13 protein-coding genes and 1 tRNA gene are annotated in these 12,210 nt (G+C 72.6%); 7 read left to right on the top strand and 7 right to left on the bottom strand.

Annotation, left to right across the window (positions count from 1 at the left end; genetic code table 11):
- Positions 1 to 110: 110 nt before the first annotated feature.
- Both MMR14E_RS13460 and MMR14E_RS13455 read left to right on the top strand, forming a co-directional pair.
- On the top strand, positions 111 to 677 hold the full coding sequence (locus MMR14E_RS13460) for an NAD(P)H-dependent oxidoreductase (protein ID WP_331314971.1): 567 nt from the start codon (positions 111 to 113) through the stop codon (positions 675 to 677).
- 67 nt (positions 678 to 744) lie between these two features.
- Positions 745 to 1,359 carry a cytochrome b gene (locus tag MMR14E_RS13455; RefSeq protein WP_331314969.1) on the top strand — a complete coding sequence of 205 codons (615 nt, stop codon included), beginning with the start codon at positions 745 to 747 and terminating at the stop codon, positions 1,357 to 1,359.
- Between the two features lie 42 nt (positions 1,360 to 1,401).
- Here MMR14E_RS13455 and MMR14E_RS13450 read toward each other — a convergent pair whose 3' ends face one another.
- On the bottom strand, positions 1,402 to 2,325 hold the full coding sequence (locus MMR14E_RS13450; RefSeq protein WP_331314967.1) for an AprI/Inh family metalloprotease inhibitor: 924 nt from the start codon (positions 2,323 to 2,325) through the stop codon (positions 1,402 to 1,404).
- Positions 2,322 to 3,287, bottom strand: coding sequence for a 2-hydroxyacid dehydrogenase (locus MMR14E_RS13445; protein WP_331314966.1), 966 nt, complete (start codon positions 3,285 to 3,287; stop codon positions 2,322 to 2,324). The genes MMR14E_RS13450 and MMR14E_RS13445 overlap by 4 nt, the downstream gene beginning before the upstream one ends.
- 244 nt (positions 3,288 to 3,531) lie before the next feature.
- Here MMR14E_RS13445 and leuC point away from each other — a divergent pair, with 244 nt between their 5' ends.
- A complete protein-coding gene (gene leuC, locus MMR14E_RS13440; protein ID WP_331314964.1) occupies positions 3,532 to 4,944 on the top strand; it encodes a 3-isopropylmalate dehydratase large subunit in 1,413 nt (470 codons plus the stop codon).
- A 67-nt stretch (positions 4,945 to 5,011) separates the two neighbouring features.
- Positions 5,012 to 5,096: transfer RNA gene (locus MMR14E_RS13435), tRNA-Leu, on the top strand.
- Between the two features lie 712 nt (positions 5,097 to 5,808).
- Here the strand turns inward: MMR14E_RS13435 and MMR14E_RS13430 are convergent.
- From MMR14E_RS13430 to MMR14E_RS13415, 4 genes are all read right to left on the bottom strand, one after another.
- On the bottom strand, positions 5,809 to 5,943 hold the full coding sequence (locus MMR14E_RS13430) for a hypothetical protein (protein WP_012317769.1): 135 nt from the start codon (positions 5,941 to 5,943) through the stop codon (positions 5,809 to 5,811).
- A gap of 372 nt (positions 5,944 to 6,315) precedes the next feature.
- Complete coding sequence (locus MMR14E_RS13425; protein WP_331314962.1) at positions 6,316 to 6,531, bottom strand: hypothetical protein; 216 nt, start codon at positions 6,529 to 6,531, stop codon at positions 6,316 to 6,318.
- Positions 6,532 to 6,535: 4 nt separating this feature from the next.
- A complete protein-coding gene (locus MMR14E_RS13420; RefSeq protein WP_331315014.1) occupies positions 6,536 to 6,937 on the bottom strand; it encodes a DUF393 domain-containing protein in 402 nt (133 codons plus the stop codon).
- Positions 6,938 to 6,959: 22 nt separating this feature from the next.
- A complete protein-coding gene (locus tag MMR14E_RS13415) occupies positions 6,960 to 7,412 on the bottom strand; it encodes an anaerobic typically selenocysteine-containing protein (RefSeq protein WP_331314961.1) in 453 nt (150 codons plus the stop codon).
- Positions 7,413 to 7,662: 250 nt separating this feature from the next.
- On the opposite strand from MMR14E_RS13415, the gene MMR14E_RS13410 reads away from it, so the two are divergent.
- A complete protein-coding gene (locus MMR14E_RS13410; RefSeq protein ID WP_331314960.1) occupies positions 7,663 to 8,718 on the top strand; it encodes a zinc ribbon domain-containing protein in 1,056 nt (351 codons plus the stop codon).
- A gap of 25 nt (positions 8,719 to 8,743) precedes the next feature.
- Here MMR14E_RS13410 and MMR14E_RS13405 read toward each other — a convergent pair whose 3' ends face one another.
- Positions 8,744 to 9,823, bottom strand: coding sequence for a tartrate dehydrogenase (locus MMR14E_RS13405; RefSeq protein WP_331314958.1), 1,080 nt, complete (start codon positions 9,821 to 9,823; stop codon positions 8,744 to 8,746).
- A 137-nt stretch (positions 9,824 to 9,960) separates the two neighbouring features.
- Between MMR14E_RS13405 and MMR14E_RS13400 the strand changes: the two genes are divergently transcribed.
- Together MMR14E_RS13400 and MMR14E_RS13395 are read left to right on the top strand one after the other, a co-directional pair.
- Positions 9,961 to 10,695: a response regulator transcription factor gene (locus MMR14E_RS13400; RefSeq protein ID WP_331314956.1), complete on the top strand. Its 735-nt coding sequence runs from the start codon at positions 9,961 to 9,963 to the stop codon at positions 10,693 to 10,695.
- A complete protein-coding gene (locus MMR14E_RS13395; RefSeq protein WP_331314955.1) occupies positions 10,695 to 12,068 on the top strand; it encodes a HAMP domain-containing sensor histidine kinase in 1,374 nt (457 codons plus the stop codon). The genes MMR14E_RS13400 and MMR14E_RS13395 overlap by 1 nt, the downstream gene beginning before the upstream one ends.
- Positions 12,069 to 12,210: the final 142 nt, after the last annotated feature.

The raw sequence follows: 12,210 nt of genomic DNA, 5'->3' as shown, positions 1-12,210 counted from the left end.
GTTACCGTCGACTCGACCCGCGTCGCGTGCCGCGCATGCGCCAGGGTGTTCGGAGTCCCGGATCAGGGCGTGCTGCGGCGGAAGGTTTCGTGGTGAGTGTCGAGTCGAGTGTGAAGCCCAGCCGTGCCCGCGTCGTCGCCTTCTCGGGCAGCGCCAAGCGACCCTCGCGCACCCGCATCCTGGTCGAGGCCCTCGGCGCCGAACTCGGTCGCCTGCGCGGGATCGACCTCGCCGTGTACGACCTGATGGATGCCGGCCCGGGCCTCGGCGCGACGCAGCGGGACGACCTCTCGGCGCCCGCCGCGCGCCTCGTCGAGGCGATCGAGGCGGCGGACGCGCTGATCGTCGGGACGCCTGTCTACCAGGGCGGCTATGCCGGGCTGTTCAAACACGTCTTCGACTTCGTCGACCCGGCCCGGATGATCGGCATGCCGGTGGCGCTGACCGCGACGGGCGGGGGCCTGCGCCACGCCCTGGTGGTCGAGCACGGGCTCCGACCCCTGTTCGGCTTCTTCGCGGCCCACGTCGCGCCGACCTCGGTCTATGCCGGGTCGGACGACCTGGTGGACGGCCGCATCGTCGACGAGACCGTGGCGATCCGGCTGCGCGCCGCGGCCGCGGAACTCGCAGCCCTGCTCGACGTGTCGCGGGCGACCGCGACCGGCGTATCCGTCTGACGGGAGACTATTCCGGCCGGAGGCGAGCCCTAGATCGGAGCGGGACCACGCTCATCCGCGAGGGATCATGTCAGGCTCTCCGCTCACGGCCGGCAAGGCGCCGACCGCGCTGCCCGCCACCTACGTCACGGCGTCCGGACTGCCGCGCTACCATCCGGTCTCCCAGGCGCTGCACTGGCTGAACGCCGCCCTGGTCCTGGCCGTACTGCCGCTCGCCTGGGTCGCGATCAGCCTGCCGCCGACGCCCGCCAAGGGCAGCATGTTCGTGCTGCACAAGTCGGTCGGCCTGACGATCCTGGCGATCGTCGTCCTGCGGATCGTCTGGCGGATGATCCGGCCCGCGCCGCCGGACCCGCAGGCGCCGCGGCTCCTGACGCTGATCGGGCGCATCAACCATGTCCTGCTCTACGCGATCTTCCTGATCATGCCGATCAGCGGCTACCTGCTCAGCGCGCTGTCCGGGCGCGACACGCCGTATTTCTGGCTGTTCACGATCCCCGGCCTCCCGAAGGACGAGGCCACGCAGAAGATCTTCGAGTCGATCCACGTCTTCGGCCAGTGGCTGGTCTACGCGCTCGTCCTGCTCCACATCGCCGGCACGGCGTGGCACCTCGTCATCCGGCGCGACGGTCTGCTGGAGCGGATGCTCCCGGTCCAGGACGGGCGCGGCTCGTCACGCTGACGCGCCCGTCATCGGACGCGCGGTCGCCGCCGCGCGGTGCGCTCAATCGACGCGGCGCAGGACGAAGGTCGTGCCGACCTCGGGATCGCGCCGCCACCGGCCGTCGCCGCTCGGCACGAGGTCGATGCTGTGGCCGCGCTTGGCGGTGAGCGTCATCCGGCCGTTCGTGTAGCGCCAGCGCACCGGATCGAACACCTCCAGGCCGCTGTCGTGGCAGCCGGGGACGATGTGCACGCCGCCGCCGACCCCGTCGAGGTTGATCCGGCAGGTATCGCGCTGCTGGAAGCGGTCGAGGGCGTAGAGGCCCGGCGCCGGACCCGCCGAGGCGGTCGCGGCCGAGGCGGTCGCCGGCGGCTGCAACTCGGCCGGGACCCGGGCCGCGGTCTGGAGCGGGGAGGGGGCCGGGGTCGCCGGATCCGCGGGCGCGGTCTCGGGCACGGTCTCGGGCGCCGCCGCCGCGTCGGCCGGCCGCATCGCGACGATGTCGAGGGGAACGAGACTGTAGCGCTCGCCGCCCTCGGCCTGGGCGACGAGGCTGCGCTGGTCCGGCCGCTTGGCGAAATCGAGGACCGGGCGGACGTTGCGGTCGACGAGGCGGACGGCCCCGTCGACGAAGAGCCAGCCGGCGACGCCGTTCAGGACCGGCAGGGCGCGTCGGCATCCGGCCGGGAAGCGCAGCCGCTGCCCCGCCTCGCCGCTGTCGAGCACCAGCGTCATGACGCAGCGGCGGTTGGTGCCGTCCCGCGACAGGTCCCAGGTTCCGGGCACCTGCCCGAGCTTCTCGGGGAGGCTCGGCGGCGCGGTCGGAGCCGGGGGCGCCGCCAGCGTCTCCGCGGCCGGAGGAGGGGACGGCGGTGCGGCCTCCTCGGTGGCGGCGGGCACGTCCTGGGCGGCGGCCGGCCGGACGATCGCGGCGGTCGCGATCAGTGCCGATGCGGCCAGCAGGGCGGCCCGAGCCTGTCTCACGCGGTCGGTCTCCAGGGTGTCTCGGCGACGGGCGTCAGCGGACCCCGTCCCTCGAACCACGAGACGACGTTGTCGACCACGAGTTGGGCCATCGCCGCGCGGGTGTGCTCGGAGGCCGACCCGACATGCGGCAGCAGCACCGTGTTGTCGAGGGCGGCGAGATCCGCGGGCACGTGCGGCTCGTTCTCGAAGACGTCGAGGCCGGCGCCGAGGATCGTGCCCGCCTTCAGCGCCGCGGTCAGCGCCGCCTCGTCGACGAGGGTGCCCCGGGCGACGTTGATCAGGATGCCCTCGGGACCGAGCGCCTCCAGCACGGCCGCGTCCACGAGGTTGCGCGTGTCGGCGCCGCCGGGCGCCACCACGACGAGGATGTGGACCGCGCGGGCGAGGCCGATCAGCGTATCGTGATAGGTGTAGGGTATGTCGGCCTGCCGGCTGCGGCCGTGATAGTCGATCGCGACGCCGAAGCTCTTCAGGCGGTGGGCGATCGCCCGCCCGATCCGGCCGAGACCGAGGATGCCGACCCGCCGCCCGCGCAGGGACGCCGTGAGCGGGAAGGGCGCCTTGGGCCAGTGCCCGTCCCGCAGGTAGCGGTCGGCCTGGGGGATCCGCCGCAGCGTTGCGAGGGTGAGGCCGAGGGCGAGGTCGGCGACCTCGTCGGTGAGGACGTCCGGCGTGTTGGTGACGACGATGCCGCGCCGCTGCGCCCCGGCGGCGTCGACGGCGTCGTAGCCGACGCCGAAATTCGCGATCAGCTCGAGATTCGGCAGCCGGTCCATGAGCGCCCCGTCCACAGCGCCGCCGACGCAGAGCGCCCGGATCCGCGGGCCGACCTCGGCGAGCAGCGCCTCCGGGTCCGCGGCCTCCGCCAGCCGGTGGACCCCGTAGCGTCCCGCGAGGGCCTTCTCCACGAGCGGGTGCATCTTCCGGAGAAACAGGATCTCGATCGGGGCCTCAGCCATCGTTCACTCCCACCTTCGGCCGCCCGTCCGTGTCGGCCGCCTCCCCCGTCCCGGCATAGAGCCTGTGCGGGGTGGGGCGCCAGCGCGCCGGAGCCGCCGGCGGTGACAGCCGCGCGGATCAGCCGGGCGGCCGTTCGGCCGGCACAGGGCCTGCCTCTTTCGAAAACCGCGCGCGATGCCTACTAAGGACCACGCATCATCGCGAGAGTTCTGCACCGACCCCACTCGCCGAAGACGAAGACCGATGACCAGCCCGCGCACCCTCTACGACAAGATCTGGGACGACCACGTCGTCGATGTCCAGCCGGACGGCTCCAGCCTCCTCTACATCGACCGGCACCTCGTCCACGAAGTGACGAGCCCGCAGGCGTTCGAGGGTCTCCGCGTGGCCGGCCGCAAGGTGCGCCATCCGGAGAAGACGCTGGCCGTGGTGGACCACAATGTCCAGACCTCGGACCGCTCGCAGGGCATCGACGATCCCGAGAGCCGCACGCAGCTCGAAGCGCTCGCCGAGAACGTGCGCGACTTCGGGATCGAGTTCTACGACGCGCTCGACCGGCGCCAGGGCATCGTCCACATCATCGGCCCCGAGCAGGGCTTCACGCTGCCCGGCCAGACGATCGTGTGCGGCGATTCGCACACCTCGACGCACGGCGCCTTCGGGGCGCTGGCCCACGGGATCGGCACCTCGGAGGTCGAGCACGTGCTCGCCACCCAGACCCTGGTGCAGCGCAAGGCCCGGAACATGCGCGTCACCGTCGACGGCACGCTGCCGCCCGGCGTGACCGCGAAGGACATCATCCTGGCGATCATCGGCGAGATCGGGACCGCGGGCGGCACCGGCCACGTCATCGAGTACGCCGGCGAGGCGATCCGCGCCCTCTCGATGGAGGGACGGATGACGATCTGCAACATGTCGATCGAGGGCGGCGCCCGCGCCGGCATGGTCGCCCCCGACGCGACGACCTTCGCGTACGTGAAGGACCGCCCGAAGGCGCCGAAGGGCGCGGCCTTCGACGCGGCCCGCCGCTACTGGGAGAGCCTCGTCACCGACGCGGGCGCGCATTTCGACCGCGAGGTGCGCCTCGACGCGGCCAACCTGCCGCCGATCGTCAGCTGGGGCACGAGCCCCGAGGACGTGATCTCGGTGCAGGGCCGCGTGCCGGACCCGTCCGAGATCGCCGACGAGAACAAGCGGCAGTCGAAGGAGAAGGCGCTCGCCTACATGGGCCTGACGCCGGGGACCCGGATCACCGACATCACCCTGGACCGGATCTTCATCGGCTCCTGCACCAACGGCCGCATCGAGGACCTGCGCGAGGTCGCGCGGGTCGTCGGCGACCGGAAGGTGCACGAGGGCGTCTCGGCGATGATCGTGCCGGGCTCCGGCCTCGTGAAGGCGCAGGCCGAGGCCGAGGGTCTCGACAAGATCCTGAAGGCGGCGGGCTTCGACTGGCGCGAGCCGGGCTGCTCGATGTGTCTCGGCATGAACCCGGACAAGCTGCGTCCGGGCGAGCGCTGCGCCTCGACGTCGAACCGCAACTTCGAGGGCCGCCAGGGTCCGCGCGGGCGCACGCACCTCGTGTCCCCGGCGATGGCGGCGGCCGCGGCGGTCGCCGGACACTTCGTCGACATCCGGGAGTGGCCGCAGGGCTGAAATCGCGATTGACGCCGGCGGCTCCGTTGCCTAAACGGAGCCGTCGCCGGCCGATGGCCGACGGCGAGCCCAGGTGGCGGAATTGGTAGACGCGCTGGTTTCAGGTACCAGTCTCGCGAGAGGTGAAGGTTCGAGTCCTTTCCTGGGCACCAAATGCCTGACAGCAGCCCGCCAACGCATTGGCGGGCTTTGTTGTTTCTAGGGTGCGGACGTCCCGGACCGGCCTGCGGGAGCCCGTGGCGTCCCGCCGGCCGTAGGGCCTGGACGGTCCGCGTGCCGGTTGCGCCGTCTCGGCTTCCGTCCGGACGACGAACGGGGCACAGCGCCTCCGCCGCGTGGGCCGCGGCGCCCGGATCCGACCATTTCCCGTTGAAGACAGAGCCGGCGCGGTCACTCCCGCGATTGTCTCCCGCTCCGAGCGAAGCGTCGGCGCGACGGGCCCGAACGCATCCGTGCCGTTGACGGCGCGTGACGGGTGCTGGCCCTTGCCCGACGCGCACGCACGGAGGATCGGGCGGTCGGAAGCTGCCACCCGCCGAACGGGAGTCTCGACGGCGATGCCTGCGGGCTCTCGGGCGGATCGTGCCTTCGACGATCCGACGGGCTTGGCGGCGTCCCGGTCATCCGACAGGTCGCCCCGGGCTCGGGCGGGTCGCCGATCGCTTCGGGGACCGGAACCAGGCGCCGTCCCGCGCGTAGACCGAGCCTCGACATTCCCCCAGCGAGACCACCTCGAACCGCCCGGCCCCGGCCGAGGCGGTTTTTTCGTGCCGGGCGTTCCGCTCGCGCGGCGCTTGCGGCGGCGCGTCGTCCCTCCAGGGATCCACTCAGCCCCGCCGGCACCGCCGCGCGGGGCTCTTTCGGTCAGGCCGCGGTGACGCGCCTGTAGCTCGCGGCGAACGCCTCGGCTTCCTCGTGCGTCAGATCGGTGACCACGAGCCCCGGCGCGTAGACCGTCCAGCGGCCGTCGTTGTCCTCCGACATACGGATCTCGACCACCGCGGACCTCCTCGATCTCGAGTAGAAGCTCGCTGTCAGACTGACGATTTCCTGTGCCGGATCAATACCTCTTACGATGCTGGAGGCGCCCCGGCGCGGACGCGCCCGGCCGATCGGCGCCGGCTCTGGCTGCCGAATCCCCGAGCGGGACCGCCGCGCCGCGGCACGCGGCACGGACCGGTAACCCCGGTCGGTCAAGCTGTGCGCGAGCCAAGTTGCGTATCGGCTCGGCTCACCCGCTGGTGAGATCAGGCGCTCCCCCGCCCCGTGAGCAGATCGGGGCGGGGCCGAGAGCGCGGTCGGCGGCCCGGCAACCGGTCTGCCGTATCCCGCGGCCCTGTCCGACCCGGAGCCCGCCGCCGCGCGTGACCGCTACAGCCAGCGCTCGTCGAGGTCGGTCGCGTTCCGGTCCGCCACGGGCTGCGTCTCGTCGCCCTCGGCGAAGACCACCACGTCGTCCGGTCCGACATCGCGGGTCGCGTAGAAATCCCAGCGCCGGTGGATCACGCGCGGGCCGCCGAAGATCCGGAAGGCGTTCCAGTACCGGTCGTCCCGGAAGCCGACGTAGTGGACGCAGCGGGTGCCCATCGACTCACCGCAGACGGGCCAACAGCCGGGCCAGGCGCGGCCGCAGCGGCAGCGACAGCCGGTAGGCCAGCTCGGCGAGCGGGAGTATCGGACGGACGCCGAGGACGCGCAGCTCGACCAGACGGCCGAGCCAGCGCCAAGCGGGCAGGGTCCGCCAGAGGCGCGCGAACGCGGCGGCGCCGGAGATCAGCCGCCCGTCCGCGGTCCGGACGTGGAAGCGGCGCAGGGCTCGGTCCCGGTCGAGATCCGCGCCGAGCGCCGGCTCGGGCGCCCCGCGACCGACGTCGACGAAGGCGAGCCGGTCCGCGCCGGCGCAGCCGCGATACTGGTCGATCTCGGCGCGGCACAGCGGGCAGCCGCCGTCGTAGTAGACGGTGATCGGCCCGTCGGAGCGCTCGTCGGCCATAGCCGCGCCGGTGGTCACGGTCTCAGTTCGCCGGCGGGCTCAGGACCAGCCTGCCCTTGAAGGGCGCGTCGGCGTTGCGCGTGCTGGTGCAGGCGTAATCCTCCTGCCCGGCCTTCATCGTCCGCAGGCGCAGCGTGCCTCTGCCGTTCTGCTTGACCGTGTAGCCCTTCTCGCTGGCGACATGCACGAGGTCGCCGTCGGCGTGCAGCACGAGGCCGTTCTCGAACTGCCCGGGCGCGGTGATCGTAACCGGCGCGTCGGCGCTGCTCACGATGTTCAGCGCGACGTTGGTGTCGGCCGGAAGCTTCAGCTCGGCCGGGTCGCAGACCGGCTTGCCGTCCTTCATGCTGATCGTCAGCTCCACGGGCGGCATCGCGTCCGTCGCGGGCGGCGGCAGGGGCTTGCCCTGGGCCAGGGCCGGTCCCGCGGCCAGGAGAGCCAGGAGCGTCGCCGATCCGCGCGCGAGTGTCCGCATGAGGTCAGTCCCGATTGGAAGGGTCGGCGCGGTCCGCCGAGCACACCGCCGGGAAAGGCGGTTCGGTCCGCGACGTTCCCGGGCGCAACGCCGCACCCGGGCGGCGTGGGAGGATCCCGCTCGCGCGCGGAGCGGCCCGTGATCGCGCCCGCGGGCGGGCGGGGTGACCCTGCCGCCGGCTCGGCCCGGATACCCGAAGCGCGGCGCGGGGTATAAGGACCCGCTTCGGTTTTCGGCGAGGTCGATTCGCGTGCGGTCCGGTTCAAGGCTCTCCGAACGCTGGTTCACGCTGGCGCTCTGGCTCGTCGCGCTGGTCTTCGCGTGGTTCCTGATCGGTCTCGGATCGCTGGTCGTCGGCGATCTGCCGCAGGTGGAGCACCGCTACACCCTCGACCAGTTCCTCGACACCGAGCAGGGAACGGCGTCGGCCGAGGCCCTCAAGCAGATCCGCCGGGAGCAGGAGGACAATCGCCGGACGGTCGAGCAGGATCAGCTCGCCCTTGAGGCGGCGCAGTCCGCATCCGAGGGTGCGCGCGAGACCTTCGCCAACTGGCTGAAGACCCGCGACGCCACCCAGCGGGTCGACCAGGATCCCGGGCTCATCGCGCGCACCCAGCAGCTCGACGCGCTGAAGGCCGCCGAGCGCGCCATCGAGGAGCGGCTCGCCGTCCTGGCGCGGACGGGTCTCGCCCTGTCGGAGCGCGAGGCGGCGCAGCTGCGCGTGGACACCGATCTGCGGGCCGCGGCGCAGACGCGCCTCGACGCGGCCGAGCGCGGCCAGGAGCTGCGCGTCTTCGGCTACCGGCTGGCCCTCACGCTGCCGCTGCTGGCCCTCGCCGGATGGCTCCTGCTCAAGCGCCGCCGCACCCGCAACTGGCCGTTCGTGTGGGGCTTCGCCTTCGCGGCCGCATTCGCGTTCTTCGTCGAGCTCGTGCCCTACATGCCGAGCTACGGCGGCTACGTGCAGTACGGCGTCGGCGTGATCGTCACGCTGGTCGCGGGTCGCGCGGCGATCAACGCGCTGCACGCCTACCGCGCCCGGCAGGCCGTGGTGGAGGCGCGCCCGGACGCCGAGCGGCGGACCGAGATCGCCACCGACCAGGCCCTGGCGCGCCTCGCCAAGAAGGCGTGCCCAGGCTGCGAGCGGCCGATCGCCCTCGACGACGCGAGCACGAACTTCTGCCCCCATTGCGGGCTCGGCATCTTCGCGCACTGCCCGTCCTGCGCGCAGCGCAAGAGCACCTTCGAGCGCTTCTGCCGGGCCTGCGGCACCCGCAGCCCGGATCTCGCGAGCGCGGTGTCCTGAGGCCGCCCGAACCTGCCGGCGCGCCTCAGGCGTTGTCGCCCCGGATTGCCGCGATGACCGCGTCGGTGACCTGACGCGTCGTCGCCGTGCCGCCGAGGTCCGGCGTGTGCAGGTTCGGATCCGCCGTGACCCGCTCGACCGCGCGCATCAGCCGGTCGGCCGCCGGCTTCTCGCCGAGGTGCTCCAGCATCTGGCACGCCGTCCAGAAGGTCGCGATCGGGTTCGCGATGCCCTTGCCGGTGATGTCGAAGGCCGAGCCGTGGATCGGCTCGAACATCGACGGGAAGGTCCGCTCCGGGTTGATGTTGGCGGTCGGCGCGATGCCGAGCGAGCCGGCGAGCGCCGCCGCGAGATCCGACAGGATGTCGGCGTGCAGGTTCGTCGCCACGATCGTGTCGAGAGTCTCGGGCTTCGTCACCATGCGCATCGTCATGGCGTCGACCAGCATCTTGTCCCAGGTCACGTCCGGGAAGTCCGCGGCGACCGCGGCGGCGATCTCGTCCCACATCACCATGGCGTGGCGCTGAGCATTCGATTTGGTGACGACGGTCAGCAGCTTGCGCGGACGGGAGCGGGCGAGTTCGAAGGCGTAGCGGATGATCCGGTCGACCCCCGAGCGGGTCATCATCGAGACGTCGGTGGCGACCTCGTTGGGATGGCCCTGGTGGACCCGACCGCCGACGCCCGCGTACTCGCCCTCCGAGTTCTCGCGCACGATCACCCAGTCGAGTTCCGGGCCCGAGACGTTGCGCAGCGGGCTGGTGATGCCCGGCAGGATCCGGGTCGGGCGGACGTTGGCGTACTGGTCGAAGGGCTGGCAGATCGCGAGCCGCAGGCCCCAGAGGGTGATGTGGTCAGGCACGTCCGGCGCCCCCACGGCGCCGAAGAAGATCGCGTCGTGGTTCCGGATCTGCGCGCGGCCGTCGGCCGGCATCATCACGCCGTGTTTCTTGTAGTAGTCCGAGCCCCAGTCGAAATGGTCGAAGCGGAAGGCGAAGGACCCGGTCTTCTCGGCCAGCGCGTCGAGCACCTCGATGCCGGCGGCGATGACTTCGACGCCGATGCCGTCCGCCGGGATGGCCGCGATGGTGTAGGTCTTCGTCATGGGTGTCTTCCCAGAAATCTTCGGGGGTCGGGCGAGAAGGCGGGCGCGGGCTCGAGGTCCGGATCGGGACGTGTAACGTTTTGTGACACCGCGCAGTTTCGCGTTGCCGTGCCGCCGGCCGCCCCTATGCTCGCCCCATGCACGAGGGCACCACCATCGCCATCGTCGAGGACGATCCCGACATTCGCGCCCTGCTCGCCGGCTACCTGGAGGGCGAGGGGTTCCGCGCCGTCGCCCTCGACGGGGGCGCGGCCCTCGACCGCCTGATCGCGGCGGGCCCCGCGCCCGACCTCGTCGTCCTCGACTGGATGCTGCCCGGCGAGGACGGGCTGTCGATCTGCCGGCGCCTGCGCGAATCGGACGGTCCGCCGGTCGTGATGCTGACCGCCAAGGACGAGGACATCGACCGGGTGCTCGGCCTGGAGATGGGCGCCGACGACTACGTCTCGAAGCCGTTCAACCCGCGGGTCCTGCTGGCCCGCATTCGCGCGGTCCTGCGCCGGGCCCACGGCGCCGGCGGCCAGCCCGCCGAGGCCGCGTCCGAGCGGCTGAGTGTCGCCGACCTCGTTGTCGATCTCGCGGCCCGCACGGTGCTGACCGGCGACCCCGCCGCCGAGATCCCGCTGACCAGCGCCGAGTACGACCTGCTCCAGTGCTTCGTCACCCGGCCGCAGCGGGTGCTCTCGCGCGACCAGCTCCTCGACTGGACCCGCGGCCGGACCGCCGACGCCTTCGACCGCACCATCGACGTTCAGGTCAGCCGCCTGCGGCACAAGCTCGACGCCGCGGGCAGCTGCGCCGCGTCCCTGCTCAAGACGGTGCGCAACGCCGGCTACATCCTGGCCGCCCCGGTCCGCTCCGGCACGCCGTGATGGGCCGTGTCGGGCTCCTCGGGCGCATCATGCTGCTCCTGCTGGGCGCCCTCTCCCTGCTCGTCCTCGCCACCGTGGCCCTGGATCACTGGCAGCGCCGGGAGGAGCGGCTGCCCGCGGGCTCGCGCTTCCCGCGGGTCGACCAGGCCGCCGGCATCATGACGCTGCTGCGCGACGCGGATCCCGCCCAGAGGCCGGCCATCCTGAAGGCGGTGAGCGGCGAGGTGCTGCGGGCCGAGATCGTCGACGCGCCACCCGACACCGTCGACCTGATCCGCGAGCCCCGCCTGGAAACGCGGATCCGGCGGATGACGGCCGAGCCCGCCGACCGCGTCCAGGCCTACACCGACAACGCCCTGCTGCGCCGCGGCGTCGATCCGGCCCACATCGACCAGGCGGAGCGCTCCGGACCGGTCGGACGCCTCGCGATGGCGACCTACCGGCTGCCCGACGGCCGGTACGCGGTGATCACGGCGGCCCAGCACCACCGCTCGCTGATGCCGTGGCTGTTCGGCCAGCCGCTGAGCCTCTGGGTGGCGGTGCTCGGCGCCGCGGCGGCGGGTCTCGTCCTGGTCGGCACGCGCCACGAACTCGCGCCGCTGCGGCGCCTGACCGATGCGGTCTCCCGGTTCGACGGCCGCGCCCCGGAGCGGGTGAGCGCGCCCCGGGGGGCGCCCGAGATCCGGCGTCTCGCCCAGGCGGTGCAGGGCATGCAGGAGCGGATCGCCGGCCTCATGGCCGAGCGCTCGCTGCTGATCGGCGCCATCTCGCACGACCTCAAGACCTATCTGACGCGGCTGAGGCTCCGCGCCGAGGTGGTGGCGGAGCCGCTGCTCCGGGACAAGCTCGTGGCGGATCTCGACGCCATGACCGAACTGCTCGACGCGTCCCTGGGATTTGCCCGCGGCACCGCCGTCGAGGCGACCCGGGCGCCGGTGGATCTCGCCGATCTCGTCGCCGTCGAGGTGGCCGAGCACGCCGCTCAGGGCGCCGCGATCACCCTGACCGGCGAGGAGGTGCGGGACGCCACCGTGGCCGGCGACGCGGTCGCCCTGCGCCGGGTCGTGGCCAACCTGATCGGGAACGCCGTCAAGTTCGGACGCTCCTCGGTGGCGGTGGCGGTGAGCCGGGCCGGGACGGTCTGCCGCATCGTCGTCGAGGATGACGGTCCGGGCATTCCCGAGGCGGAGCGGACGGCGGTGTTCAGCCCGTACTACCGGATCGAGCGCTCGCGCAGCCGGAAGACCGGCGGGACCGGCCTCGGCCTCGCCATCAGCCGGCAGATCGCCGAGGCCCACGGCGGCACGGTGGTGGCGGAAGCCCGTGCGGGCGGCGGCGCGCGGCTCGTCGTGACCCTGCCGAGCCTGTCCTGAACGCGGGCGGCAACGGGCCCGCAACCGGCCGTTACACATCGTTACAGGACGGCGCGGCGCGGTCACATCCGGGAAGCGCGCGCGAACGAACCTTCGCTCACACGCCGCGGCGAATCCTCCGCCCCGGCGACGGCAGCCGGCC

Source organism: Methylobacterium mesophilicum, from assembly GCF_036441335.1.
GTDB classification, from domain to species: domain Bacteria; phylum Pseudomonadota; class Alphaproteobacteria; order Rhizobiales; family Beijerinckiaceae; genus Methylobacterium; species Methylobacterium mesophilicum_B.
This window is presented reverse-complemented; position numbering and strand designations above follow the sequence as displayed.

Coding starts and splice junctions, on each gene's coding strand:
- MMR14E_RS13445 (WP_331314966.1), bottom strand. CDS start 3,287: ATGGCTGAGGCCCCGATCGAGATCCTGTTTCTCCGGAAGATGCACCCG.
- MMR14E_RS13415 (WP_331314961.1), bottom strand. CDS start 7,412: ATGCGGACACTCGCGCGCGGATCGGCGACGCTCCTGGCTCTCCTGGCC.
- MMR14E_RS13405 (WP_331314958.1), bottom strand. CDS start 9,823: ATGACGAAGACCTACACCATCGCGGCCATCCCGGCGGACGGCATCGGC.
- MMR14E_RS13420 (WP_331315014.1), bottom strand. CDS start 6,937: ATGGCCGACGAGCGCTCCGACGGGCCGATCACCGTCTACTACGACGGC.
- MMR14E_RS13425 (WP_331314962.1), bottom strand. CDS start 6,531: ATGGGCACCCGCTGCGTCCACTACGTCGGCTTCCGGGACGACCGGTAC.
- MMR14E_RS13400 (WP_331314956.1), top strand. CDS start 9,961: ATGCACGAGGGCACCACCATCGCCATCGTCGAGGACGATCCCGACATT.
- MMR14E_RS13395 (WP_331314955.1), top strand. CDS start 10,695: ATGGGCCGTGTCGGGCTCCTCGGGCGCATCATGCTGCTCCTGCTGGGC.
- MMR14E_RS13455 (WP_331314969.1), top strand. CDS start 745: ATGTCAGGCTCTCCGCTCACGGCCGGCAAGGCGCCGACCGCGCTGCCC.
- leuC (WP_331314964.1), top strand. CDS start 3,532: ATGACCAGCCCGCGCACCCTCTACGACAAGATCTGGGACGACCACGTC.